Raw genomic sequence first — 25,735 nt, 5'->3', positions numbered from 1 at the left:
CACACGTCTAGCGCCGCCCCTTGCCGCCTGGACGTCCGGCAGGTTTCTTCTTGCGCGGCGTGGGCTTGGGTTTTTCCTCGGGGACGCGGTAATGCAGATAAAGATCGAGGATCAGCTCGGGGAGCTGCTTGACGAGTGCCTCGGCGCGGGTGCTGTCGGCGATCAGCTCGTGCATGTCGGGCTCGTCGTCGAATAGTCCCGATAATGCCATGAAAGGCAGCAGCAGTTCGGCGACCCGGGCTTCGTCGTGTTCGAACCAGGCCACTTCGTTGAGGAATACGCCTTCCATGAACCCCGCGCACCAATCGCCAATGGGCGTTTCTTCCGGGGCAATGTCACCCAGCTCGAGGTCGAACGGCAATTCGGGCAGGTGACCGTGCTCAAGCGCCTCGATGGCATTTTGCTTGAGGGTCTCGCAGAACCCGAGGATCTGTTCGCGCTGCGCGGCGTCTGCGAACTGGGGGTCGCCATGGAACAGCTCGGCGATCCAGGTCGTGGCCGGCGTTTCGATCGGTGCGATCGCCAGTGCGACGAGAAAGCCGTGGGTACCGATCAAGTCGAGCGCTTCGGGGTCGACCTTGTCGGATGCGAGGAAATCGTCGAGGGTGTCGAGCGCTTCGTCATCGAGCAGGGGCATGGGGGGCGACGTCTCGGACATGATGGGCCTCTTGCAGGGAGCGGTCGTTGAGTGGTGGACGCCTGACGCGTTGCGCGGCATTCTAGCATCCCATGATGTCCGTCACCTTGCCCTCTCCCGATAACGATTGGCTGGCGTCGCTCGACGAGCCTGCCCTCCACGAGGCGCTGCGCGCGCACGTCGAGGCGGCCTGGCGTGTCGCCCTCGAGGTTCATCCCTCACTGCCGCGTCCCAAGGTATGGCTGGACATGCGCGGCAAGGGCGCCGGTCAGGCGCACTTCGCCCGTGGCGGCCTGCGCTTCAATCCGGTCCTGCTGCGCGAGAATCGCCAAGCGTTCATGGACGACGTCGTGCCGCACGAGATGGCGCATTGGGTGGTCTTTCATCTCGAGGGGCCACCGGCGCGTCCGCATGGCCACGAATGGCGCACCGTCATGCAAAAGCTCTACGGGTTGCCGCCACGAACAACGCACCGTTTCGATGTGACGCGTGCCAGTCCCGCGCCATATCGCTATCGGTGTGGCTGCGATACCGAGCATCGATTTTCCGCGCGGCGCCATGCGCGGGCGCAACGCGGCACTGCCTATCACTGCCGATATTGTCGACAGTGCTTGCGCTACGTGGCGAAATTTGATGTAACTCAATGAATTAAAAAGAGAAATTGATAATACCAAGGTCTAATAGGGAGCCAGGGGGGCTACGGGTATATGCTGGGCAGACACTATTGGACGGTCACGTTGCCCATCAGGTGGCCGATCATCCATTTCTCGATTCTTGCGAGGCAGCCATGACCGAACAGCAGAAAGTCTACCCGGTGGCGGAGGATTTCGCCGCCAATGCCTGGGCGGATAACGAGACGTACCTGAGCCTCTATCAGCGTTCCGTCGACGATCCCGAAGGCTTCTGGGCGGAACAGGCCGAGTCTCTGGATTGGTTCAAGGCGCCGACCAAGGTCAAGAACACCTCGTTTGCCGCTTCCAACGTGGATATCCGTTGGTTCGAGGATGGTGAGCTCAACGCTGCCTACAATTGCCTTGATCGTCATCTTGAGACGCGTGGCGATCAGCCGGCCATCATTTGGGAAGGTGACGATCCGGGACAGGACAAGACCCTCACCTACCGTGAACTGCATGCCGAGGTATGCCGCTTGAGCAATGCGCTCAAGGAGATGGGCGTCACCAAGGGGGATACCGTCACGCTCTACATGCCGATGATTCCCGAGGCATCGGTGGCCATGCTGGCGTGCGCGCGTATCGGTGCGATCCATTCGGTGGTTTTCGGTGGCTTCTCGCCGGATGCATTGGCACAGCGCGTGGTCGATGCTCAGTCGCGCGTAGTGATCACCGCCGACGAGTCGGTACGTGGCGGCAAGCATGTGCCCCTCAAGGACAACGTCGATGCCGCGCTGACCCGCGACGGTACCGAGATCGTCGACAAGGTGCTGGTGGTCCGGCGCACCGGGGGTGACATCGAATGGCACGACGGTCGCGACGTCTGGTACCACGAGTGGGTCGAGGGGCAGTCGAGCGACTGCCCGGCCGAGCCGATGAATGCCGAGGATGCCTTGTTCATCCTCTATACGTCTGGCTCCACTGGGCGCCCCAAGGGCCTGAAGCACACCACCGGCGGCTATCTTCTCTATGCGGCGCTGACCCATCGCTATGTGTTCGATTACCACGAAGGCGAGGTGTACTGGTGCAGCGCCGACGTCGGCTGGGTCACTGGACATAGCTACATCGTCTACGGTCCGTTGGCCAACGGCGCGACCACCCTGATGTTCGAGGGCGTGCCGAGCTATCCTTCGCACGGGCGTCTTGGCGAAATCATCGACAAGCATCAGGTGTCGATTCTGTATACATCGCCGACCGCTATCCGCGCCCTGATGGCGCATGGCGAGAACATCATGGATTCCAGTCGACGCGAGAGTCTGCGCGTGCTGGGCTCAGTGGGCGAGCCGATCAACCCCGAAGCGTGGAGCTGGTTCTACCGCGTGATCGGCAATTCGCGCTGCCCGATCGTCGATACCTGGTGGCAAACCGAGACCGGTGGCATCATGATTACGCCGTTGCCGGGGGCCACCGATCTCAAACCGGGATCCGCCACGCGGCCTTTCTTCGGCGTCCGGCCGGCGTTGCTCGACAACGATGGCAACGTGCTCGAAGGGGCCACCTCGGGTAACCTGGTGCTCCTCGATTCCTGGCCCGGTCAGGCGCGCACCATCTGGAACGATCACGAACGATTCGTGCAGACGTACTTCTCTCCCTATGAAGGCGTCTACTTCACGGGCGATGGCTGCCGTCGCGACGAGGATGGCTACTACTGGATCACCGGCCGCATCGATGATGTGCTCAATGTCTCCGGGCACCGCATGGGGACCGCCGAGATCGAATCGTCCTTGGTGGCCCACAGTAGCGTGGCCGAAGCTGCCGTGGTGGGATATCCGCACGATATCAAGGGACAGGGCATCTATATTTATGTCACCCTGAGCGATGATGCCGAACCCAGCGAAGAGCTGCGCAAGGAACTGACGCAATGGGTGCGTAAGGATATCGGACCGATTGCGACGCCGGATGTCATTCAGTGGGCGCCAGGGTTACCGAAGACGCGTTCCGGCAAGATCATGCGGCGTATCCTGCGCAAGATCGCTGCCAATGAGTGCGAGGGCCTGGGCGACACCAGTACGCTGGCTGATCCGAGCGTGGTAGACGAGTTGATCGAGCATCGCGTCAATCGTTGACACGTGTTGAGGCGGGTATCCAGTGTCGGTTCGTTCGACACGGGGCGGCATGCCAGCTCGCCTCGGGTGCCTGCCCGACTTTCGCCGGCCGATGGCCGGCTTTTTCGTGCCACCAGGAACGTTCGGGGTGCGTCGACGCAAGGCTTGGGTATTGTCTACAGCATGGGGTAACATGCTGAAAACAAGAAGTGAACCTGATGCTTGCCGATGACAATCGCGGCACGACCGTTCGCTCCAGGGGGATCCGGAGGAGACACAATGGCTTTTGCCCAGAAATTCATCGTCGCCGATGACCACCCGCTGTTTCGTGCCGCGCTCAACCAGGCGTTGCGCCAAGTAGCGCCACAGGCGGAGATCGTCGAAGCCGATACCATGGAAGCGACCACCGACATGGTGATGCGCCATCCCGACGCTGATCTCATTTTGCTCGACTTGCACATGCCGGGCGCGCATGGCTTTTCGGGGCTGATCCAACTGCGTGGTCAGTCACCCGAAGTGCCCGTGGTCGTCATCTCGGGTAGCGAGGAACCGCCGGTGGTTCGTCGTGCCATCGACTACGGCGCGTCGGGGTTCATCCCCAAGTCCTCATCACTGGATGTGATCGCCGAAGCGATCCGCGAGGTGCTCCAAGGAGAGGTCTGGTTGCCCGAGGAGATGGCCGATGTGCTCGGGGAGTCTAACGAAGATGAAGCGCGCTTCGCCGAAGCCATCGCGTCGTTGACACCTCAACAGTTTCGAGTGCTCAACATGTTGAACGAAGGTCTGCTCAACAAGCAGATCGCTTATGAACTCAACGTGTCGGAGGCGACCATCAAGGCGCACGTCACGGCGATTCTACGCAAGCTGGGGGTGCATTCGCGCACTCAGGCCGTTATCGCCGCGCAGAAGCTCGAGGTCGAGCCGCCCAAGGTCGAGTCCTAAGCCGCATTCGGTGGCGATCCACAAGGCTGCGTGACAGACAAGAAGCCGTTTCCGTGCTAGCGGGAGCGGCTTCTGCGATTCTGTGTGTCGTCGCTCTCGGGCAAGGCGACGGTTTATGAACGCGGCTGACGCTGCAGGAAGTCGCGCATGGCGTTGACGGTTTCTTCACTGCAGTGATGCTCGATGCCTTCGGAATCGGCGCGCGCGACTTCCTCGGGGACGCCGAGTGCTCGCAAGGCATCCAGAACGACGCGGTGACGCGCCATGACACGCTTGGCAAGCGCATCCCCTTCGTCGGTCAGGAAGATCCCCCGGTAGGGGCGAGCGACGGCGAGCCCGTCGCGTTTCAAGCGCGCGATGACTTTTGATACCGCCGCTGCGCTGACGCCGAAACATTCGGCGAGATCGCTGGCACGAGCTTCGCCCAGCTGTTTATGCAGGTGCGCAATTTCCTCGACATAATCCTCGACCAATTCGGTCTGGTGATCCTGCCGGACGCGTTTGAAATATTCGTGCTTGGGCTGAGACTTCATGCAACCCCTGCTTTCAGTGTCCCGTGAACGTAGAAAATAGCACGTACGCGTTGAGGAGGACGATCAACGTGCACACGATACCGCCCACTACGGTTACCGATTTGTGATTGACCAGGTTGCCCATGATACGGCGATTGGCGGTGAAGAAAAGCAGCGGGATAAGCGCGAATGGAATCCCGAAGCTGAGAATCACCTGACTGCCGACCAGGGCCTTCTGCTCGGACACGCCGAGCATGATGATCACCAACGCCGGCAACATGGTCACCAGGCGGCGCAGCCAGAGAGGGATCGTGAAGGCCACGAAGCCTTGCATGATCACCTGCCCTGAGAGTGTGCCGACGATGGACGACGACAGCCCGGCGAGCAGCAAGGCGGCGCCGAAGACATGACTTGCCGTGACCTGCCCCAGCATTGGTGCCAGCAATTTGTAGCTATCGCTGATGGTGGCGACATCGAGGCGTCCATTGGCATGGAAGACTGCTGCCGCCATGGCCAGCATGCTGAGGTTGACCACGCCAGCGATGGCCATGCCGATGATGACATCAAGACGATAGTAACGCATCAAGCGCATGCGATGGGCGTCGTCTTTTACCTGGATGCGTTGCTGTGAGAGTGCCGAATGCAGGTAGATGACATGTGGCATGACCGTGGCGCCGAGTATGCCGGCTGCCAGGTAAAGTGAATAGCCATCCGGGAAGCCGGGGATCAGGAGTCCTTTCAGCAGGGGCGCCGGTTGCGGCTGGCTTAGCACCAGCTCGAGGATGAAGCCGCATGCCACGGCCAGGATCATCGCGCCGATGACGATCTCCATGAGCCTGAAACCGTAACGGTAGAGGTGCAGCGCCAGGTAGGTGATCGCGCCGGTGAGCAATGCGCCTTCCATCAGCGATAGCCCGAACAAGAGATTGAAGGCCAGCGCCGCGCCGAGGAACTCGGCGAGATCGGTGGCAATGGCCACGATCTCCGCCTGTATCCAGAAACACCAGACCACCGGGCGCGGGTAGCGCGCGCGAATGACTTGGGGCAAGTTGCGTCCGGTGGCGAGTCCCAGGCGTGCCGAGAGGGTCTGGATCAGCATGGCCATCAGGTTGGCGACGAGCACGACCCACAGCAGGGTATAGCCGTAGCGTGACCCTGCTTCGATATTGGTAGCGAAATTGCCGGGGTCGATATAGGCCACCGCCGCGATCAGCGCGGGACCGAAGAAGGCGGTCCACCCCCAGCGTTGTGCCTTGCCGTTGAGCGTCGATGCCGCTTGCTCGCGTACTGCGCTATCAGAAAATGTACTCAGCATGGTAGCGACTCTAAGTTAACCATGGTTAATCGGGTGTCTGAAGGTTAACTTAGAGACCCTGGGTTGGCCAATAGCGGTTGGGTCGAGAGGTCATTGGTTTTGACTATTAATCTCGCCCCGGGACTATCTTGCGTCAGCGTTAGCGGTCCTGACGAGCGGCGCGATTGGCTTGCAGGGTGCGGGTCAAGAGCGCTCGCAAGGCGGCAGGGCGTACCGGCTTGAGCAGTAGCTGATAACCATTACGGCGAATTTCCTCAGCGACCTCGTCGGTGCGGTCGGCGGTGATCACGATACCCGGCACGGGACCTGCGCAGAGTTCCTCGAGTGCCTCCAAGGCCATCAAGCCGGTCACCTCGTTGTCCAGATGGTAGTCGGCGAGAATGGCTTCGGGGTCACTGTCCAGGTGGCGCAACACCGATTTGGCGCCGCCGATGGACGTGGCGGTGAAGACTTCGCATTCCCAGCCTTCGAGCATCGCCTTCATGCCCTCGAGGATCAGCGTCTCGTTATCGATACACAAAATCCTGGCGCCCGCGAGTTTGTTGCCGGGACGACGCGTCGGCGTGTCCTCGGCGCTTTTTTCCTGCTGACGCCCCGCGACCCTGGGCACCGAGACCGAGAAGACGGTGCCAACGTTTTCCCAGGACCGGATCTTGATGGGATGCTCGAGCACCCGACTCATGCGGTCAGCGATGGACAGCCCCAGGCCGAGGCCTTTCTCGCTTTCCTTGTGGCGAGAGGCTTGGTCGAGACGACGGAACTCCTGGAAAATTTCCGCCTGCTTGGCCTCCGGAATGCCAGGGCCGGTATCCCAGACCTCGATGCTCAGGTGTTCGCCTTGACGCCGGCATCCCAGCAGCACCCGTCCTTGCTGTGTATAGCGCAGTGCGTTGGAGAGAAAATTCTGCACGATGCGGCGTAGCATCTGAGCGTCGCTATCTACCCAGGTGCCGGTCGCGACGACATCCAGATCGAGCCCGCGGTCCGCGGCCATGACCTCGAACTCGGCCCGCAGTGGGCGCAGGATATCGGTCAGCGGGAACTGCGTGCGGCGTGGGGTGAGCGCCCCGGCGTCCAGTTTGGAAATGTCGAGTAGCGTGCTCAAGAGCTCCTCGGCGGCCTGCAGCGAGTTGTCGATATGGCTGATGGTGTGACGCAGATCGTCGGCGTCGACCTGTTGCCCCAGCGCCGAGGTGAACAGGCGCGCAGCGTTGAGTGGCTGGAGCAGATCGTGGCTGGCGGCGGCCAGAAAGCGTGTCTTGGAAGCGTTGGCTTCTTCGGCGACCTGCTTGGCCTGACGCAGCGCCGACTCGGCTTCGGCGCGTACGCGGTTTTCCTGGCGCAAGGCCGCGTTGGCCTCCGACAGCGCCTGGGTGCGCTCGCGGACGCGTTCCTCGAGGTTTTCGTTGGTCTCGCGCAGGGCGATTTCGGCCAGGCGTCGCTCGGTGATGTCCTGGTAGAGGGCGAAGAACCCGAGCACGCTCTCGCCTTCGCCGAAGTGAGGCGTATAGGTCACCAGCATGTACCGCACGCCACCGTCGCCGTCGTCCTGAGAGATCTCGAAGCTCACCCGCTCGCCGGCCAGGGCGCGATGCATCCAAGGCGAACGCTCGCGAATCACCTGGGCGGGCATGACATGATCGAAGCGCTCGCCGATCGCCTCGTTGCGGTCGATGCCCATCGCGGCCTCATAGGCGCGGTTGGTGAAGAGGTAGCGGCATTCCTTGTCGAAATAGGCGATCAGCGCCGGTACGTTGTCGGTATAGATGCGAATGTTGTTTTCGGAGCGGATCAGCGCCTCTTCAGTGCGCTTCTGCTGGGTGATGTCCTGATAGGTATAGACGAAGCCGCCGCCGGGCATGGGATTGCCCTGAACCTCGAGCACCGTGCCGTCCTGGCGGTAACGCACGTAGCGGTGCGGTTGCCCTTGACGGATGTTGTCCATCAACAACTCGACGTGTTCCTCGGGGTCGCCGGGACCGTATTCGCCGTTATGCGCGTTGTAACGCAGGATCTTGTCGAACGGCGCATTGACGCGGATCAGGTTATCGGGGAAGCGAAACAGTTCCAGGTAGCGCTGATTCCACACCACCAGGCGCGCATTCTGGTCGACCACGCTGATGCCCTGGTTGATGTTCTCGATGGTGGCTTGCAGCAAGGCGCGGTTGAATTCCAGTACCTGTGACGCTTCGTCGACGATCGAGATGACATCGGAAATGCCGATGCCGCGCCCTTGCAGCGCCGAATTGACCACGATGCGTGCCGACGATGCCCCCAGCACGGATGACAACAAACGTTCGGTGAACTGGATGACATCGATCGAAGCGCGGGTGTTGTCGTCCACGGATTGGCCGCCGCGGCGGGAATAGTCCTCGAAAGCCCGCTGCACCTGGCCGGTGCCCAGGAAGCGCTCGCAAAGGACCTTGAGATCACCCACCGTCGTGGCCCCCGTCCAGGGACGGTTGACCGAGGTCTGGCGGGTCTCGATGCTATCCACGAACAGCGATGCCTGGATGCGCTCGACGACGCGTTGCGGCGTCACCTGCGAGACAAAGATGTAGCAGAACAGGTTGAGGCCCAGCGAGAGCATCACCCCATGGGTGAAGCTGTCACCGACGTTGAGCCCGAACAGATGCGTCGGGGCGAGCCAGTCGAGTCCGAGTGGTCCGCTGGTCAGCCAGGTCATCGGCAGCAATTCGGCCTGGACCAGGGCTGGCAGCAGCAGGGTGTAAGCCCATACCGCGAAGCCGACGTTCATGCCGGCGATCACGCCGAGACGATTGCCGCGTTTCCAGTACAAACCGCCCAGCAACGCCGGGGCGAATTGCGCCGCTGCAGCGAACGACAGCATGCCGGTGGAGGCCAGCGTGCTGTACTCGGCGATCAGGCGATAGAAAATGTAGGCGAGCAGCAGGATGACGACGATGGTCGCGCGACGCGCGCGGAGTACCAGTTTGCCGTAATCGCCCTCGGTGACGAACCAGCGCAGGCGGAACAAGAGTGGAATGATGATCTCGTTGGAGATCATGATCGATACCGCCACCGCGGCCATGATGACCATGCCGGTGGCGGCCGAGAGCCCCCCGATGAAGGTCAGCAGTCCCAGCCATTCGCTGCCTCCTGCCATGGGCAGTGCCAGCACGAAGGTGTCGGGGTTGACGTTGCCCTCGGGGAACAGCGTGAGGCCCGCCGCCGCGATCGGCAGCACGAAGAAGCCGATCGCGGCCAGATACAGCGGGAACAGCCAACGCGCGCGTTTGGCATCGTCCGCATGCGTGTTTTCCACCACGGCGAGGTGGAACTGGCGAGGCAGGCAGAAGATCGCCAGCATCGCGAGCAGGGTCTGTGCCCAGAAACCGTGGCCGAAATCCTGTTCGGTCAGTTGACGTTGCAGTTCCAGGTAGGTATCGGCACGCCCGAAGAGGTCGCCGAGGCCGTCGAACATGCCCCAGGTGACGTAGGCACCGAGGACCAGAAACGCCACCAGCTTGACCAATGACTCGAAAGCGATGGCATGGATGAGCCCCTCGTGGTGCTCAGTGGCGTCGGTGTGGCGTGTGCCGAACAGAATCGCGAACAGCGCCATGACCGCGGCGATATAAAATGCCGTGTCGCCCAGAAAGGGCGTGCGCGTGACATCGGTGCTGTCGGTGAGCACCGTAAAGGCCGAGGCCACGGCCTTGAGCTGCAGGGCAATGTAGGGGAGCGTGCCGATCAAGGCCACCAGGCTGGCGAAGGCGGCGAGCGACTGGGTCTTGCCATAGCGCGAGGCGATGAAATCGGCGATCGAGGTCACGTTCTGACGTTTGGCGACGCGAATCATCTTGGCCAGTACGGGCCAGAACAGCAGGAAGGTCAGAATCGGGCCGACGAAGATGCTGGCGAACGACCAGCCTGCCGTGGCCGCTTCGCCCACCGCGCCATAGAACGTCCATGAAGTGCAATAGACCGCCAGCGCGAGGCTGTAGACGATGGGGCGTCGCCTGCCCGGTCCATGGCGTCTGGCCTGGCTGTCGCCACGCCAGGCGATGGCGAACAATACGGCAATGTAGACGAGTGATACGACGATCAGTAACCAGCCAGCGAACATGCCCCCTCCCTATGTCTGCGGCCATTCTAGGGTAATCGACTGGCTCGCGTCAGTTGTCCGTACGCTCAGGATGTTTTACACAAGGCCTGGTAAAGCGGGGCATCGGCACCCATCTCGCGCAGTGCGGCGGTATCCGGTTGACGTTCATCGCCGATGAGGGGCACCCATTGTCGTTTGCTGCAATTCATCAGATAGGCTTGATGGCTCACGCGGTCGGTGACCTCTTTCTTGAAACGATAGAGGATGAATTCCACCATGCGTTGGCCGTTGGCCTCGGTGGTGCGTAAATGGTCGCGATCGATCACCTCGAAGGCGACGGGGAGGGGGTACAGATACGTCCAGGGACGCCAAAACATCGAATCGTATTCGACATCCACGACCTCGGCGGAGTCGGGTAATTGTTGCTGTTTGGCGGTCAGCCAATTGTATTCGTAGTAGATCTGATAGCCGAGCATTCCCACGCCGGCCAGGGCCGGGACTATCCAGCGGGGTAGGCGCTTACCGCTGAGCTGTCTCAGGATCAACCCGATCCCTGCCGCGCCGAGGCCGGCAAATATCGCCGCGATCAATTGCCAAATCATAATCTCTCCCTGCAACGAAATCGGGCCTCCCCGTGGGAAGCCCGATGGTGTGATCCCGTGACCCGGACCCGCCGAGCCAGTGGGTATTATGGCTTAGTGGTTGACGGCACCACCAGCACCTTTGGGATAGCGCACGCTTTCCACCAGCTCCTGGATCTCCCGCGGCGGTTCCTCGGACGATTTGGACACCAGGTAGGCGACCGCGAAGTTGATGATCGCACCCACCGCGCCGATGGAGAGCGGAGAGATACCGAGTACCCAATTGTCCGGCGTATCCGCCAGGTTGTTGGTGCCGGGGATGAAGAACCAGCCTTTGTAGACGAAGATGTAGACCAAGGTGAAGGTCAGCCCTGACAACATCCCCGCGATGGCGCCCTTGTTGTTCACCCGCTTGGAGAAGATCCCCATCATCAGCACCGGGAAGAGCGATGCCGCGGCGATACCGAAGGCCAATGCCACGACCTGGGCTGCAAATCCGGGGGGGTTGGCACCCAGGTAAGTGGCGACCAGGATGGCGACCGACATCGAAATGCGTGCCGCTTTCAATTCCCCGCGTTCCGTGATGTTGGGATTGATGGCTCCTTTTATCAGGTCATGACTGATGGCCGACGAGATGGCCAATAGCAGGCCGGCTGCCGTGGAGAGTGCCGCCGCCAGGCCACCGGCGGCGATCAGCCCGATGACCCAGGAGGGCAGGTTGGCGATCTCCGGATTGGCCAGTACCAGGATGTCGTTGTTGACGGTCAACTCGTTGCCTTGCCAACCGCGCTCGGAAAAGTCGGCGCTGTTGTTGTAGAACTGGATGTTGCCGTCGTTGTTCTTGTCCTCGAACGTGATCAGGCCTGTCTCTTCCCAGGTGCGGATCCAATCGGGACGTTCGCTGTAAGCGATGGGGTTGGTGGCGGCGGCGTCGTAATTCTCGACCTGGCCGGCCATGTCGGGGTAGATGGTGGTCATCAGGTTCAAGCGTGCCATGGAGGCCACGGCGGGCGCCGTCAGATAGAGCAAGCCGATGAATACCAGTGCCCAGCCCGCTGACCAGCGCGCGTCCGCCACCTTGGGGACGGTGAAGAAGCGCATGATCACGTGCGGGAGGCCGGCGGTCCCGATCATCAATGACAGCGTGAACAGCACCATGTTGAGCTTGTTGTCCACCATCGCCGTATAGGCATCGAAGCCCAGCGCGGTGACGACTTCGTTGAGCTTGGCCAACAGCGGTTGGCCCGAGGCACTATGGTCGGAAAACAGGCCTAGCGGAGGAAGCGGGTTGCCGGTGAGTTCCAGTGAAATGAAAACCGCCGGAATGGTGTAGGCGATGATCAGAACGATGTACTGAGCCACCTGCGTATAGGTGATGCCTTTCATGCCGCCCAAGACGGAATAGAAGAACACCACGACGGCGGCGATGAGCAGGCCGGTGGTCGCATCGACTTCGAGAAAGCGCGAGAACGCCACGCCGGCCCCTGCCATCTGACCGATGACGTAGGTCAAGGACGCCACGATCAGGCACACGACGGCCACCATGCGTGCCGTGCGGCTGTAGAAGCGATCGCCGATGAACTCGGGCACCGTGAACTTGCCGAATTTCCTCAGGTAAGGCGCCAACAGCAAGGCCAGCAGTACATAACCGCCGGTCCAGCCCATCAGGAAGGTGGGGTTGGCATACCCCCCTGCGGCGATGAGACCCGCCATGGAAATGAAGGAGGCGGCGGACATCCAGTCAGCCCCGATCGCCATGCCGTTGGTGATGGGGTGTACGCCCCCACCGGCGACGTAGAAATCTTTGGTGGATCCCGCCTTGGCCCAGATCGCGATACCAATGTATAGAGCGAAGGACGCGCCGACGAACAGTATATTGATGGCAAATTGACTCATGCTGACTTACTCCTCGAGTCCGTATTGCTTGTCCAGCTGGTTCATCTTCCAGGCATAGAAGAAGATCAGGCCAATGAACGTCAGAATGGAGCCCTGTTGAGCAAACCAGAAGCCTAGGTCAGTGCCACCGACGGGAATGCCGGATAACAAGGGGCGAAGCAGGATCGCGCACCCGTAAGAAACCAGTGCCCAGACGATCAGGCAACCGGTTATTAGGCGCACGTTGGCTTTCCAGTAAGCTTCGGCATTGGATTTTTCATCTGCCATGGTGTCGCTCTCCACTGGTAATGATATGTGGGTGTCGTGATGAGAGTGTGCAAGACGCTTCAAAGCAATCGCAGGTATAGAACACTCTGTAGGGTGACGTCATTGATACGATAGTGGCGCTAGACTTTTATCGATAATGACGGGCCCATCGACCTCGTGTTAACTACCTGGGATTGCCTTGAATGGCCATGCTGGTGATAGTGGCCAATGATGGGAAAAAAAGAACCCCATACTTTGGTATCAAGCCATTAGTTTAAAGAGTGATTTTTTGAATTCTCATTTTTTTCATGAGGTTGTGAGGGTTCTTAGGATTTGTAGCAGGCTTATAAAAAAGAGGTAGTTGAGCCTTGCAGGATGCAAGTCAGCCGCTTTTTTGGGGCGATCTCAGGGGTAGAACGATAGTCTATGTGTCGTGATAAAAGTCGGATTTGCTATTCTGGAGCGCGTAATATGGTAAGCATCTTTCGGCCGTGTTACCGAAAAGTATAAGGAACATGAAGCGGTAATGATGACACCAAGTCGTGCCAGGGCCGGCACGGGACGAGGGTACTACCATGGTCGATATCAATCTCTCGCAGCCGCCGTTCAATCTGCTCGATGAACGAGGGAGACAGCGCGTCAGGGACGGGGTCGATCTTGCCTATTTCAATGAGGGCGAGGTCATGCTCGATGCCGGCCAGCGCGGTGAGCATGTGTTCCTGATCCACAAGGGCGAAGTCGCCGAACTCGACCTCAATGCCAGTGACGGGGAGCGTCGCATCGGTCATTACACGGCGGGCGATCTGTTCGGTGCGATCAGCATCCTCAATGGCACGAGTCGTTATAGGTTTCAGGTCGAACAGGAATGCCTGTGCTATTTGTTGCCTCGAGCGCTTTTCGAAGACATCTGTCACTCCTATCCCGACTTCGATGACTTCTTTCGTCAGCATCTGGCGGAAAAGGCGCATCATGTGCTCCAGCGGCAAGCGGAAAGCGGCATGAGCATGGCGCGCTTCATGCTGGCCCGGGTAGCGGAATGCATGCGCGAACCCGTGGTCGTCGATGGGCGTACCACGATTGCCGAGGCCGTCACGCACTTGCGTGAGCGCCATGCCGATAGCCTGCTGGTCAGTCATGCGGGACGCTGCGGTATGGTCACCAAGACCGACCTTCTCGATGCGCTGGTTCACCAAGGCTTGTCGCATTCCGCCGAGGTGTTCGGCATCGCGCATTTTACGTTGGTCACGTCGCATGCCGATGACTATCTCTTTAGCGCATTGGTGAGCATGACGCGTCATGAAGTGGCGCGTGTCGTGGTGATGGAAGGAACGCAGGCGGTGGGCGTCGTCGAGTTGACCGATGTGCTGGGCTATTTTTCGAGCCGTGCCCATGTCGTCAGCCTGCAGATAGAGCAAGCCGAAGATATCGAGAGCTTGGCACTTGCCAGCGCACGGCTACCTCAGCTGATTCAGGCACTGATGGCGCAAGGGGTGAAGCTGCGTTTCGTCATGGAGCTTTTGGCGGCACTCAACGGACGCATTATCCATAAGGCGTTTCGCTTCCTGATACCCGAAACGCACCAGGTGCAATCGTGCCTACTGGTCATGGGCAGCGAAGGGCGCGGCGAGCAGATCCTCAAGACCGATCAGGACAATGCGTTGATCCTGGCCGATGGCAGTGACTGGCCCGGCATCGCAGATGCCATGGGTAGCTTGACCGACACGCTGGGCAGGCTCGGCTATCCGCCTTGTCCGGGCAACATCATGGTCTCCAATCCGCAGTGGGTGGCGAGCGAATCGGCATGGCGTGGCAAGATCGCCCGCTGGGCCTCGAGCCGCGACCCGCAGGCATTGATGAACCTCGCCATCATGCTCGACGCTCACGCCATCGCCGGCAACGCGAGCTTGCTCGAAGGGTTGCGTGAGCATCTGTTCGCGCGAGGTTCCCATGATGAGCTGTTGCTGTCGTACTTTGCTCGGGGCGTATTGCGCTATTCCACACCGTTGACCCTGTTTGGCTCGCTCAAGCGCCCGGAGCACGGCATCGATATCAAGAAAGGTGGGCTGTTCCCCATCGTGCATGGCGTGCGCACGCTGGCACTGGAACGCCGTATCGCCGCCACTTCGACGTTTGCGCGTCTCGATGCCCTGGTCGATGACGGGCGTCTCGACCGGCCGTTCGCTGACGACCTGGGCGAAGCCATGGCGTTGTTCTCCGAACTGCGACTGCGCCAGCAATTGGACAGCCTCGACAATAATGAGGCGTCACAGGAGCCCAATCACGTGATCGTGCAGCGTCTCAGCGGTTTCGAGCGTGACTTGTTGCGCGAGGCGTTGCATACGGTCAAGGAATTCAAGCAACGCTTGTCGCAGCGCTTTCATCTCGAGTACTGAGACCGCGCTGGGCGTGGCGGCGAGGGGCCGAACGAGGCGCGGACTAACGTCTTCCGCATGGAGAAGTCGCGATGATAAAGGCATTACGGCGTGCCGGCGATCGGCGTCGCCAACTGGGTGGGCATCACGCTTGGCGCTTCGAGCCGTATTGCGGCAGTGAGGTCATCGCGCTGGACTGCGAAACGACCGATCTTGATCCGCGACGCGCGGAGTTGGTGGCGCTGGCGGCGGTCAAGATACGCGATGGGCGTGTCCTGACCAGCGAGTCGCTGGATCTGCGTCTGCAGCGACCTGAAAGCCTATCGGGTGACTCGATTCGCATTCATGGCCTGCGCGGCGTCGATCTATGGGGCGGCGAGGCGTTGGGTGACGCACTCGATCGTTTGCTCGACTTCATCGGCAATCGCCCGTTGCTGGGTTGGTGCATCGATTACGATGTGGCGGTCATCAATCGTCACCTTCGCCCGCGTACCGGATTCGACCTGCCCAATCGCACGCTGGATATCTGCCGCCTGTATGCGCGTGAACGTCAGCGAATCCAGCCGGGCAGCGAGCCGGATATACGTTTCGAGGCCATGAGCGAGGCGCTGGGCGTGCCGGTCATGGGACGTCATACGGCGTTGGGTGATGCCGTGACCACGGCGTTGATGTATCTGCGCCTGTGCCATGGACGAGCGGTCAGTGCCTGAGCGGCGGGAGCCTGGCACTTCGTCGTGATGGCCTGCGATGGTAGGATGAGAGGCTTCACTCACTACGGCAGGCCAAAGCGCTATCGTCATGCACGCACTCACCGGTCAAGACAAACTGGCATTCAACAAGTTGCAAAAACGCCTGCGGCGCCAGGTGGGAAACGCCATCGTCGACTACGGGATGATCCGCGACGGCGACAAGGTCATGGTATGCCTCTCAGGGGGCAAGGATTCCTACACCATGTTGGATATCCTTATGAACCTGCAGCGTAATGCGCCGGTCGCATTCGAGCTGGTGGCCGTCAATCTCGACCAGAAGCAGCCGGGATTCCCGGAGCACGTGTTGCCCGACTACCTGGATGGCGTGGGCGTGCCTTACCACATCGTCGAGCGTGATACCTATTCGGTGGTCAAGGAAAAGACCCCGGAAGGCAAGACCACCTGCGCGCTTTGCTCGCGACTTCGGCGTGGCACGCTCTATGGCTTCGCCGAAGAGATTGGTGCCAACAAGATCGCCTTGGGCCATCACCGCGAAGACATGCTGGAGACATTGTTTCTCAATATGTTCTTCGGTGGCACGCTCAAGTCGATGCCGCCCAAGCTACTCTCCGACGACAATAAGAATGTCGTCATCAGGCCCTTGGCGTATTGCCGTGAGGCCGATATCGCCGAGTATGCCGAGTGGCGGGCGTTTCCGATCATTCCCTGCAATCTGTGCGGTTCGCAGCCCAATCTTCAGCGCCAGGTGGTCAAGGAAATGCTCGCGGACTGGGAAGAGAAGCACCCAGGGCGCCTGGAAGCGATGTTCAAATCGATCACCAATGTGGCGCCGTCGCAGTTGGCCGACCGCGACCTCTTCGATTTCGTGGGGCTGGAAGACAAGCAACGCGAATTCCAGAGCAAGCGTATCGAGGCACTCGATGTGCTGACCCGCGAGGCATGATGCTCACTCATGAAGCGGTGTCTCGCCGCGTGCCACGGCAGCGAGGCGCGCGTACTCGAGCAGCGTGATCTCGCGGCGCGCTGCGCGGAGCAACCCGGCCTGCTGAAAGCGACCCATCAGACGGCTGATGGTTTCCACGGCTAGGCCGAGATGACTGCCGATATCGGCCCGTGCCATGGGCAGGCGAAAGCGCGTGGGAGAAAGACCGCAGCGCTGGAAGCGATGCGACAGGTCGATGATGAAGCTGGCGAGGCGTGCTTCGGCCGTGTGGCCGGCGAGTCGACACAGCCAGTATCGGTCGTCGTGCAGCTCGCGGCTCATGCTGCGGTAGAGCGCATGGCGCAACTCGGGCAGCTCGCCGGAGAGGCGGTCCAGTTGAGCGAAGGGAATCGCGCATACGGCCGTGGTTTCGAGTGCTTGGATGAGCCCTGGATGGCCGCCGCTGGCGAGGCCATCCAGACCGACGAGCTCGCCGGGCAGGTAGAAGTGCGTGATGCGTTCCTCGCCGTGGGCTTGTGTGACGCTTTGCTTGAGGCTGCCGCAGCGCACCGCGAAGAGATGTGTAAAAGGCGTCGTGGCATCGAAAAGCGCTTCACCTCGCTTGAGAGGTGCGCGCCGCCGGATGATGGCGTCGAAGTCGTCAAGCGCGTCAAGCCCCAATGCCAGCGGAAGACACAAGGAGTTGAGCCGACATGTCTGACAATGCGCTTGCATCGGCGAGGCCGGGGTGGCGGTATCGACGGTCATGGCGTTTTCTCCTGAGACGCGCCTACCTTAGGGTAGCGCGTGTCCCCCGTCAAAGCTGCATAGCGACGCACCCTGCCACTCGATGAGACCCGACCGACATGAGCTTCGAACATGCCTATGCCGCGATGCCACGTTCGCTGGCGTCACTGCGCGACAGTGGCGTGATGCCCGCCGTCGCGGCGCAACATTATTATCTGGATGGATGGGGCCCCCTGGAAGTGTGTGGCATGCCACGCGCGGGGCGCTTGTTATTGACCCATGGCGCTGGAGCAGGGCAGACATCGCGCTTCATGCAGCGCTTGCGCGAGTCGTTGGTGCAGCATGGGGTGCAGGTCTGGGCCATCGATTTCGCCTACATGCAGCGAGTATGGCATGAAAACCGTCGGCGTCCACCGCCGCGTGTCGAGCGTCTGGTCGACGAACTGGCGGCATGGCGAGACGCCTTGGCACCGCTCGCCGGCGCACCGTCAGCGCCGCTGTGGCTGGGCGGTAAGTCGATGGGCGGGCGCGTGGCGAGCCTGCTGGCAGCGCGTGACGAGGCGCCGGGCCTGGCGCTATTCGGTTATCCGTTTCATCCCCCGGGCAAGCCAGAGCGTACGCGGCTGGCGCATTGGCCGACACTGACCTGCCCCACCTGGGTGTTGCAAGGGACGCGGGACCCGTTCGGGAATGAGAGCGACGTTCGAGAATATGCCTTGCCGGCGACGGCGCACGTGCATTTTCTCGACGATGGCGATCATGATTGGCAACCGCGGCGGCGCGCTGGGCATGATCAGGCGGCATTGATCGACGCAGCCGCGCGTGTCGTGGCCGATGCCATGCAGGCAAGTAAATGAATCGGATGAATGTAATCGGTTGACTTTCCACGGTCTGTCTGTAGAATGCAGCGCCACGTGACCACGGGTGGTTAGCTCAGTTGGAAGAGCACCAGCCTTACAAGCTGGGGGTCACTGGTTCGAGCCCAGTACCACCCACCATCACGCGAAATGTGTTTCGAATGATGGGGACACGTAAAGAAGAATGCAGCGGACCGGTAGTTCAGTTGGTTAGAATGCCGGCCTGTCACGCCGGAGGTCGCGGGTTCGAGTCCCGTCCGGTCCGCCAGTTCTTCATCGGAAATCCGACAATGCGTGGTCAGCATTGTATTCAGCGGACCGGTAGTTCAGTTGGTTAGAATGCCGGCCTGTCACGCCGGAGGTCGCGGGTTCGAGTCCCGTCCGGTCCGCCATGATTTCCTTGCCGATGCGTCAGTGACGACGAGGCACGCAACAGCAACATGCAGTATCAAGCAGTATGCGATCCGGGTGGTTAGCTCAGCTGGTTAGAGCACCAGCCTCACATGCTGGGGGTCACAGGTTCGAGTCCTGTACCACCCACCAATCCGAATCACATCGGATAATGCGGACCGGTAGTTCAGTTGGTTAGAATGCCGGCCTGTCACGCCGGAGGTCGCGGGTTCGAGTCCCGTCCGGTCCGCCACGATCGCCATCGGCCAACCCCGAGTCATTGACTTGGGGTTTTGTCGTTTGGGCCCTTCTTTTTCATGCGCGGATGCCGTTGTCGCGCTGCTTCCTAAGTGTCTTCCTCGACCGAGACCGCGTCGCCCTGATGTGCCTGACACCAAGCGAGTGCCTGTGGGTAAACGTCTGCAACGGCGTCGGGGTGGGTCAGCATGTCCAGATGGCCGTAGTCTCGGCCTTGACCGTGCTCGCGTCCCAGTATGCGCAATGCATGACGATGCGGGCCGCATTCCTCGATGAAGCGTGCCACGTCGCGAGGATGTCCCAGCGCTTGGTCGCGAAGGCCCGCCAAATGCAATGTGGGGGGAAGTCCGCCCTGCGACAGGGCGGTGGCATAATCGAAGCCATCCTCAGGATCCCGCCACGCCGTCTCGCGCACCCAGGTGACGCTGTCCGCGTGGCTGGTGGCGTATTCGTCGTCACTTCCCCAGCGTAGCGTGCGAGCCGGCAGATACCCGCACATACGCCGCGCCAGCGGTGCGAGCCCTTTCCAGACCAGGTCGATATAGAGCCACTTGCTGGGATTCTGGACCCGCACTCGGCGCTTGGTGCCAAAATAGACCTGGCTGGCGATATGCCCACGGCTACCGGGAATGCGCGCCAGGTGCGCGGCGATCAAGACGCCGCCCCAGGAATGCGCCATGATGTGGCAGCGCGATTGCCCGCTCAGGCTCAAGCAGGCGGCCAGTGCGGCGTCGACTTCATCGGTAATGACCTCACGCTGTGAAAATGAGACGCCGCGTGCCGGACGCGGCAGGGCATCCTGGCGACCGCGTTGATCGATCACCATGACCTCGTGGCCCTGCCGAGCGAGCCAGGGCGCCAATCCCTTGCCGCTACGACTGTGGAAGATGCGCCCCGATTCGATGGCGCCATGCCAGCACAGGATAGGCAAGCCGTGAATGCGTTCGGGCTGGAAGCGGGTGAGATGCAGCCCACCGCCGGTGGCGATGGGAACGTGGTGTTGGGAGGTCTGGTAGTTCATTCACGGCTCACCTGTCAGAAGTAATGCGGCAATGAGGCTTGCGCCCTTGGTCGGGATTGTCTCCCGCGACGCCTTCGCTACACTGTTCATACAGTTGTTTGAAAATGTATGGTGGTTTAAAGCCGAGTGCAAGCGAGGACGCGCCGTGACTCAGTATCCGCATCTCTTCCGCCCGCTGACCGTGGGGCCCGTGACGCTCGAAAACCGCATTTTGATGGGGTCGATGCATACCAATCTGGAGGAGGCGCCCGATGGCTTCGCGCGGCTGGCGGCGTTCTATGCCGAGCGCGCACGCGCAGGCGTCTCGTTGATCGTCACTGGCGGCATCGCGCCGTCTTCCGAGGGGGCGGTGTTCGCGGGCGCCGCCCAATTGACCGTGCCCAAAGAAGTCGAGGCGCATCGGCAGGTGACTCAGGCGGTACACGCCGAGGGCGGCCACATCTGCCTGCAGATCCTCCACGCCGGGCGTTATGCCTTTTCGTCCGCCTTGGTGGCCCCCTCGGCGCTCAAGGCACCGATCAATCCTTATACCCCCCGGGCGTTGAGCGGTGGCGAGGTGACGGAACTGATCGAGGCCTATGTCAATTGCGCTCACCTGGCCCGCGAGGCGGGTTACGACGGCGTCGAGATCATGGGGTCGGAAGGCTATCTGATCAATCAGTTCCTGTGTCGGCGTACCAATCACCGCGACGACGAGTGGGGTGGAACCTTTGAAAACCGCATGCGCTTTGCGGTGGAGATCGTACGCCGGATTCGCCAGGCACTGGGCAATGACTTCCTGATCATCTTTCGTCTATCGATGATCGACCTGGTCGAGGAAGGCAGTCGTCATGAGGAGGTGGTGGCCCTGGGGCAGGCGATCGAGGCGGCGGGCGCCGATCTGATCAATACCGGCATCGGCTGGCACGAGGCGCGGGTACCGACCATCGTCACCAGCGTGCCGCGGGCGGCCTTCACGGATGTGACGCGACGGCTGCGCGGCGAACTCGGGGTGCCACTGATTGCCACCAACCGCATCAACATGCCCGATGTCGCCGAGCGCGTGCTGGCCGAGGGCCATGCCGACATGGTGTCGATGGCGCGCCCTTTCCTGGCCGATCCCGAGTGGGTGAGCAAGGCGCGTGACGGACAGGCAATGTTCATCAATACCTGCATCGCCTGCAATCAGGCCTGCCTTGATCATACCTTCCAGGGCAAGCTGACGTCGTGTCTGGTCAATCCGCGCGCCTGTCACGAGACAGAAGTGACGCTCGCGCCGGTGGCGACCCCACGCGAGATTGCGGTGGTCGGCGCCGGGCCGGCGGGGCTGGCGACCGCCGTGTCGGCGGCGCAGCGTGGTCACCAGGTCACGCTGTTCGAGCGTGAGGCGGAGATCGGTGGCCAGTTTCGCTATGCCCAGCGCATTCCCGGCAAGGAGGAATTCAGCGAGACGTTGCGCTATTACCGCAGCATGCTCGAGGTGTTGGGCGTCACGCTATGCCTGAATACCACGGCCGAGACACAACGCTTGTTGGCCTTCGATGCCGTGGTGCTGGCATCGGGAGTCGCGCCCCGGGCGTTGTCGCTGCCCGGCAGCGAGCATCCTCGCGTGCTGAGCTATCCGGCGGCGATCATGCACCCTGAACGCGTGGGCACGCGCGTGGCGATCATCGGGGCGGGGGGAATAGGCTTCGATGTGGCAGAGCTCTTGACCCATGAGGGGCATCCCGCGCTGGACCGCGAGGCGTGGTGTGCCGAGTGGGGCGTCGACCTGTCGTTGTCGGCGCGGGGTGGGCTCGTGAGGCGTCGAGCGCCCAGGGTGCCGCGTGAGGTGACGCTGCTCCAGCGCAAGACCAGCAAGCCCGGCAAGGGGTTGGGCGCGACCTCCGGCTGGGTGCATCGCGCCACGCTGCGCCAGCGAGGAGTCCGTATGCTCAGCGGTTGTGATTATCTCGGCATCGACGATGCAGGGTTGCATATCGTGCGTGACGGACAACAGGAATGCCTGGCGGTGGAGACGGTCGTGGTGTGTGTCGGCCAGGTATCGGTGGCGGATCTCGAGGCGCCGCTGTCGGCGGCGGGGCGCGAGGTGCATGTCATCGGCGGCGCACAGGAAGCGGCGGAGCTCGATGCCAAGCGGGCCATCGATCAGGGCACCCGTTTAGCGGCAACCCTGTAACGACGTGCGTGCAGGGGGCGGTGCGCACCGACGGGCTTCCGGTGAGAGGCGGCGATGAGTAGACTGGCTCGAGACGCAATTTTTTGCAGGTTAACGGCAGGCGTTGGCACCCGGCGCCTGGCGTTGTGTTTGATGCGTCTCTACTTCTCGCCACCTATGAGGACAACAAGGCATGGAATCCGACTGTACGCCGCGTTTTCTGGCTAGCGACAACACCTCCGGCATCTGTCCCGAGGCGCTCGACTACCTGTTGCGCGCCAATGCCAGCGATGATCTTGCCTATGGCAACGATGCCTGGACCCAGAAGGCCGCCGACCGCTTTCGTCGTTTCTTCGACTATGACTGCGACGTGTTTTTCGTCTTCAACGGCACCGCTGCCAACTCGCTGACACTCGCTTCGATGGGGCAAAGCTATCACAGTGTCATTTGTCACGAACTGGCGCATATCGAGACCGATGAATGTGGCGGCCCGGAATTCTTCTCCAACGGTGCCAAGCTGCTGACGTGTTCCGGTGCGGATGGCAAGCTGACGCCCGAAGGCATCGAGTCGCTGGTCACCCGGCGCAGCGATATCCACTATCCCAAACCGCGCACGATCTCGCTGACGCAGGCCACCGAGGTGGGCACCGTGTATACCCGCGATGAGCTGATGGCGATTCGTGCCATGGCGGATAAACATGGTTTGCACGTGCATATGGATGGGGCGCGCTTCGCCAATGCCTGTGCATCGCTCGAGGCGACGCCGGCAGAGCTCACCTGGCAGGTTGGCGTCGATGCACTATGCTTTTCAGGGACCAAGAACGGCTTGCCGATGGGCGAGGCGGTGGTGTTTTTCAATAGCGCCCTGGCGGAGGACTTTGACTATCGCTGCAAGCAGGCCGGGCAGCTGGCCTCCAAGATGCGTTTCATCACCGCACCTTGGCTAGGGATGCTGGAAAGCGGCGCCTGGCTGCGTAACGCCGAGCATGCCAATGCCATGGCGCGTTATCTCGCGGAAGGGTTCGCGGCCATGCCGGGTGCCGAATTGATGTTTCCCGCCCAGGCCAACAGTGTCTTCGTGACGTTGCCCGTCGCGGTCCTCGACGCACTGCGCCAACGCGACTGGACGTTTTATACCTTCATCGGCGCGGGCGGCGCGCGCTTCGTCTGCGCCTGGAACACGACCCAGGCACTGCTCGATCAGTTGCTCGATGACGTGCGCGACGCACTGTCTGCCGCTTGAGCGAGATGCCAGGGCGAGGACACCACGCGGCCGTTGCCCTGGCATCCTGTGCAACTTTCAACGAACCAATGACCGTGCGTGGGCTCTACATGTCCAGGGGCGTGTCGCTGCGTTGAAAGGAAAAACGTTTCGAATCACGCCTTTTCTCTCCATCCGTCTACGCTGATACATAGACAGTCCAGAATCCGATGAGCGACCCAGGTCGTGAAAGGAGGCGTTTGATGAGTATCTTCGATCATGTTCAGAACCGTTACGAGCGCGTTCGGCAAGAGGAGATGAGTCTTCAGGAGTATCTGGAACTCTGCCGGCGGGAGCCCAGCGTCTATGCCAGCGCACCGGAGCGCATGCTCGAGGCGATCGGCGAGCCGGAAGTCATCGACACCGCCAAGGATTCGCGGCTGTCGCGTATCTTCAGCAACAAGGTCATCCGCCGTTATCCGGCGTTTTCCGAATTCTACGGCATGGAAGAGGCCATCGAGCAGATCGTGGCGTATTTCCGGCATGCCGCGCAGGGGCTGGAAGAGAAGAAACAGATTCTGTATCTGCTGGGGCCGGTGGGTGGCGGCAAATCCTCGCTGGCTGAACGGCTCAAGCTGTTGATGGAATACGTGCCGTTCTATGCCATCAAGGGCTCGCCAGTGTTCGAGTCGCCGCTGGGCTTGTTCTCGCCGGAAGAGGACGGCGAGCTGCTGGAGAAGGAATATGGCATTGCACCGCGCCACCTGCGGTCGGTGATGTCGCCCTGGGCTGCCAAGCGGCTCAAGGAATACGGCGGCGATATCTCGCAGTTTCGCGTCGTGCGGCTCTATCCCTCGCGACTCAACCAGATTGCGGTGTCCAAGACCGAGCCCGGGGACGAGAACAATCAGGACATTTCGTCGCTGGTGGGCAAGGTCGACATTCGCCAGCTGGAGCTCTATTCCCAGGACGATCCCGATGCCTACAGCTTCTCCGGCGGCCTGTGCAAGGCCAATCAGGGGCTGATGGAATTCGTCGAGATGTTCAAGGCGCCGATCAAGGTGCTGCACCCCTTGCTGACGGCGACGCAAGAGGGCAACTACAATCCCACCGAGGGCATGGGCGCCATTCCCTTCGACGGCATCGTGCTGGCCCACTCCAACGAGAGCGAATGGCAGACGTTTCGCAACAACCGCAACAACGAGGCCTTCCTGGATCGTGTCTACATCGTCAAGGTGCCGTACTGCCTGCGGGTGACCGAAGAAATCAACATCTACAAGAAGTTGCTCGAGCATTCCTCGCTGAATGCCGCGCCCTGCGCGCCGGACACGCTGCGCATGCTGGCGCAGTTCTCGGTACTTTCGCGTCTCAAGGAGCCCGAGAATTCGAGCATCTATTCCAAGATGCGGGTCTATGACGGCGCGAACTTGAAGGACACCGACCCCAAGGCCAAGTCGCTACAGGAATATCGCGATGCGGCCGGCGTCGACGAGGGGATGGATGGCCTGTCGACACGCTTCGCCTTCAAGATTCTCTCCAAGGTCTTCAATTTCGATACCCACGAAGTCGCGGCCAACCCGGTGCATCTGCTGTATGTGCTCGAACAGCGGCTCGAGCAAGAGCAACTGCCCAAGGAAACCTTCGAGCGCTATCTACGCTTCATCAAGGAGTATCTGGCGCCGCGCTATGTCGATTTCATCGGCAAGGAAATCCAGACTGCCTATCTCGAATCGTACAGCGAGTACGGGCAAAACATCTTCGATCGTTACGTGACCTATGCCGACTTCTGGATCCAGGATCAGGAGTACCGCGATCCCGAGACCGGCGAGCTCTTCAATCGCCAGGCCCTCAACGAAGAACTCGAAAAGATCGAGAAGCCGGCCGGGATTTCCAATCCCAAGGACTTTCGTCACGAGGTGGTCAACTTCGTGCTGCGTGCCCGGGCCCAGAACAATGGCATGAACCCCAGCTGGCAGTCCTATGAAAAGCTCAAGGGGGTGATCGAGAAGAAGATGTTCGCCAACACCGAGGAGTTGTTGCCGGTCATTTCCTTCAATGCCAAGGCCTCGACCGCGGATCGGAAGAAGCACGAGGATTTCGTGGCGCGCATGGTGGACCGGGGATATACCGAGAAGCAGGTACGCTTGCTGTCCGAGTGGTATTTGCGGGTGCGCAAGTCGCAGTAGTCGCCCGCGTATCCCGGGTC

Annotated in this window: 18 protein-coding genes, 5 tRNA genes and 1 pseudogene; 15 read left to right on the top strand and 9 right to left on the bottom strand. The window is 61.0% G+C overall.

Going from position 1 to position 25,735, the window contains the following annotated elements; genetic code table 11:
- Positions 1-7 precede the first annotated feature (7 nt).
- The gene (locus C8E00_RS04595) at positions 8-658 is read right to left on the bottom strand and encodes a YecA/YgfB family protein (protein ID WP_166638251.1); all 651 of its coding nucleotides are present in this window, start codon (positions 656-658) and stop codon (positions 8-10) included.
- Positions 659-729: 71 nt separating this feature from the next.
- Here C8E00_RS04595 and C8E00_RS04590 point away from each other — a divergent pair, with 71 nt between their 5' ends.
- The 3 genes from C8E00_RS04590 to C8E00_RS04580 all read left to right on the top strand — a co-directional run bounded on the left by C8E00_RS04590 (position 730) and on the right by C8E00_RS04580 (position 4,295).
- Positions 730-1,284 (top strand): SprT family zinc-dependent metalloprotease, encoded by a 555-nt coding sequence (locus C8E00_RS04590; RefSeq protein ID WP_133695087.1) that lies wholly within the window; start codon positions 730-732, stop codon positions 1,282-1,284.
- 140 nt (positions 1,285-1,424) lie between these two features.
- Positions 1,425-3,374, top strand: coding sequence for an acetate--CoA ligase (gene acs, locus C8E00_RS04585; protein ID WP_133695085.1), 1,950 nt, complete (start codon positions 1,425-1,427; stop codon positions 3,372-3,374).
- 258 nt (positions 3,375-3,632) lie between these two features.
- Positions 3,633-4,295, top strand: a complete 663-nt coding sequence (locus tag C8E00_RS04580; protein WP_133695083.1) for a response regulator — start codon at positions 3,633-3,635, stop codon at positions 4,293-4,295.
- Positions 4,296-4,408: 113 nt separating this feature from the next.
- Here the strand turns inward: C8E00_RS04580 and mntR are convergent.
- The 6 genes and pseudogenes from mntR to C8E00_RS04550 all read right to left on the bottom strand — a co-directional run.
- A pseudogene (mntR, locus tag C8E00_RS04575) lies at positions 4,409-4,831 on the bottom strand (manganese-binding transcriptional regulator MntR); the annotation flags it as partial.
- 10 nt (positions 4,832-4,841) lie between these two features.
- Positions 4,842-6,122: an Nramp family divalent metal transporter gene (locus C8E00_RS04570; protein ID WP_133695081.1), complete on the bottom strand. Its 1,281-nt coding sequence runs from the start codon at positions 6,120-6,122 to the stop codon at positions 4,842-4,844.
- A 139-nt stretch (positions 6,123-6,261) separates the two neighbouring features.
- Positions 6,262-10,212 (bottom strand): hybrid sensor histidine kinase/response regulator, encoded by a 3,951-nt coding sequence (locus tag C8E00_RS04565; protein ID WP_133695079.1) that lies wholly within the window; start codon positions 10,210-10,212, stop codon positions 6,262-6,264.
- Positions 10,213-10,277: 65 nt separating this feature from the next.
- Positions 10,278-10,793, bottom strand: coding sequence for a hypothetical protein (locus C8E00_RS04560; protein WP_133695077.1), 516 nt, complete (start codon positions 10,791-10,793; stop codon positions 10,278-10,280).
- A 93-nt stretch (positions 10,794-10,886) separates the two neighbouring features.
- A complete protein-coding gene (locus C8E00_RS04555) occupies positions 10,887-12,668 on the bottom strand; it encodes a sodium:solute symporter family protein (RefSeq protein WP_133695075.1) in 1,782 nt (593 codons plus the stop codon).
- A gap of 6 nt (positions 12,669-12,674) precedes the next feature.
- The gene (locus tag C8E00_RS04550) at positions 12,675-12,935 is read right to left on the bottom strand and encodes a DUF4212 domain-containing protein (protein ID WP_133695073.1); all 261 of its coding nucleotides are present in this window, start codon (positions 12,933-12,935) and stop codon (positions 12,675-12,677) included.
- Between the two features lie 554 nt (positions 12,936-13,489).
- On the opposite strand from C8E00_RS04550, the gene C8E00_RS04545 reads away from it, so the two are divergent.
- From C8E00_RS04545 to ttcA, 3 genes are all read left to right on the top strand, one after another.
- Positions 13,490-15,307, top strand: coding sequence for a DUF294 nucleotidyltransferase-like domain-containing protein (locus C8E00_RS04545; RefSeq protein WP_133695071.1), 1,818 nt, complete (start codon positions 13,490-13,492; stop codon positions 15,305-15,307).
- 71 nt (positions 15,308-15,378) lie between these two features.
- The gene (locus C8E00_RS04540; RefSeq protein WP_133695068.1) at positions 15,379-15,996 is read left to right on the top strand and encodes a 3'-5' exonuclease; all 618 of its coding nucleotides are present in this window, start codon (positions 15,379-15,381) and stop codon (positions 15,994-15,996) included.
- 88 nt (positions 15,997-16,084) lie between these two features.
- Positions 16,085-16,939 (top strand): tRNA 2-thiocytidine(32) synthetase TtcA, encoded by an 855-nt coding sequence (gene ttcA, locus C8E00_RS04535; protein WP_133695066.1) that lies wholly within the window; start codon positions 16,085-16,087, stop codon positions 16,937-16,939.
- 3 nt (positions 16,940-16,942) lie between these two features.
- Here ttcA and fnr read toward each other — a convergent pair whose 3' ends face one another.
- Positions 16,943-17,686, bottom strand: a complete 744-nt coding sequence (gene fnr, locus C8E00_RS04530) for a fumarate/nitrate reduction transcriptional regulator Fnr (RefSeq protein WP_133695064.1) — start codon at positions 17,684-17,686, stop codon at positions 16,943-16,945.
- A 98-nt stretch (positions 17,687-17,784) separates the two neighbouring features.
- On the opposite strand from fnr, the gene C8E00_RS04525 reads away from it, so the two are divergent.
- The 6 genes from C8E00_RS04525 (at position 17,785) to C8E00_RS04500 (ending at position 19,165) form a co-directional block, all read left to right on the top strand.
- Positions 17,785-18,522: an alpha/beta family hydrolase gene (locus C8E00_RS04525; RefSeq protein ID WP_243833111.1), complete on the top strand. Its 738-nt coding sequence runs from the start codon at positions 17,785-17,787 to the stop codon at positions 18,520-18,522.
- Positions 18,523-18,587: 65 nt separating this feature from the next.
- Positions 18,588-18,663 (top strand) — tRNA-Val (locus C8E00_RS04520).
- A gap of 50 nt (positions 18,664-18,713) precedes the next feature.
- Positions 18,714-18,790 (top strand) — tRNA-Asp (locus tag C8E00_RS04515).
- A gap of 47 nt (positions 18,791-18,837) precedes the next feature.
- Positions 18,838-18,914: transfer RNA gene (locus C8E00_RS04510), tRNA-Asp, on the top strand.
- A gap of 74 nt (positions 18,915-18,988) precedes the next feature.
- A tRNA-Val gene (locus C8E00_RS04505) sits at positions 18,989-19,065 on the top strand.
- Positions 19,066-19,088: 23 nt separating this feature from the next.
- Positions 19,089-19,165 (top strand) — tRNA-Asp (locus C8E00_RS04500).
- Between the two features lie 93 nt (positions 19,166-19,258).
- Here C8E00_RS04500 and C8E00_RS04495 read toward each other — a convergent pair.
- Positions 19,259-20,191 (bottom strand): alpha/beta fold hydrolase, encoded by a 933-nt coding sequence (locus C8E00_RS04495; protein ID WP_133695062.1) that lies wholly within the window; start codon positions 20,189-20,191, stop codon positions 19,259-19,261.
- Positions 20,192-20,336: 145 nt separating this feature from the next.
- Between C8E00_RS04495 and C8E00_RS04490 the strand changes: the two genes are divergently transcribed.
- The 3 genes from C8E00_RS04490 to C8E00_RS04480 all read left to right on the top strand — a co-directional run bounded on the left by C8E00_RS04490 (position 20,337) and on the right by C8E00_RS04480 (position 25,715).
- Complete coding sequence (locus C8E00_RS04490; protein ID WP_133695060.1) at positions 20,337-22,349, top strand: NADPH-dependent 2,4-dienoyl-CoA reductase; 2,013 nt, start codon at positions 20,337-20,339, stop codon at positions 22,347-22,349.
- A 172-nt stretch (positions 22,350-22,521) separates the two neighbouring features.
- Positions 22,522-23,571: a threonine aldolase family protein gene (locus C8E00_RS04485; protein WP_133695058.1), complete on the top strand. Its 1,050-nt coding sequence runs from the start codon at positions 22,522-22,524 to the stop codon at positions 23,569-23,571.
- 221 nt (positions 23,572-23,792) lie between these two features.
- Positions 23,793-25,715, top strand: a complete 1,923-nt coding sequence (locus C8E00_RS04480) for a PrkA family serine protein kinase (RefSeq protein ID WP_133695056.1) — start codon at positions 23,793-23,795, stop codon at positions 25,713-25,715.
- The last annotated feature ends 20 nt before the right edge of the window (positions 25,716-25,735 follow it).

The sequence above is a fragment of the Chromohalobacter marismortui genome (assembly GCF_004364315.1).
Taxonomy (GTDB): domain Bacteria; phylum Pseudomonadota; class Gammaproteobacteria; order Pseudomonadales; family Halomonadaceae; genus Chromohalobacter; species Chromohalobacter marismortui.
The sequence above is the reverse complement of the archived record's forward strand: the minus strand, read 5'-3'. Positions and strand labels throughout refer to the sequence as shown.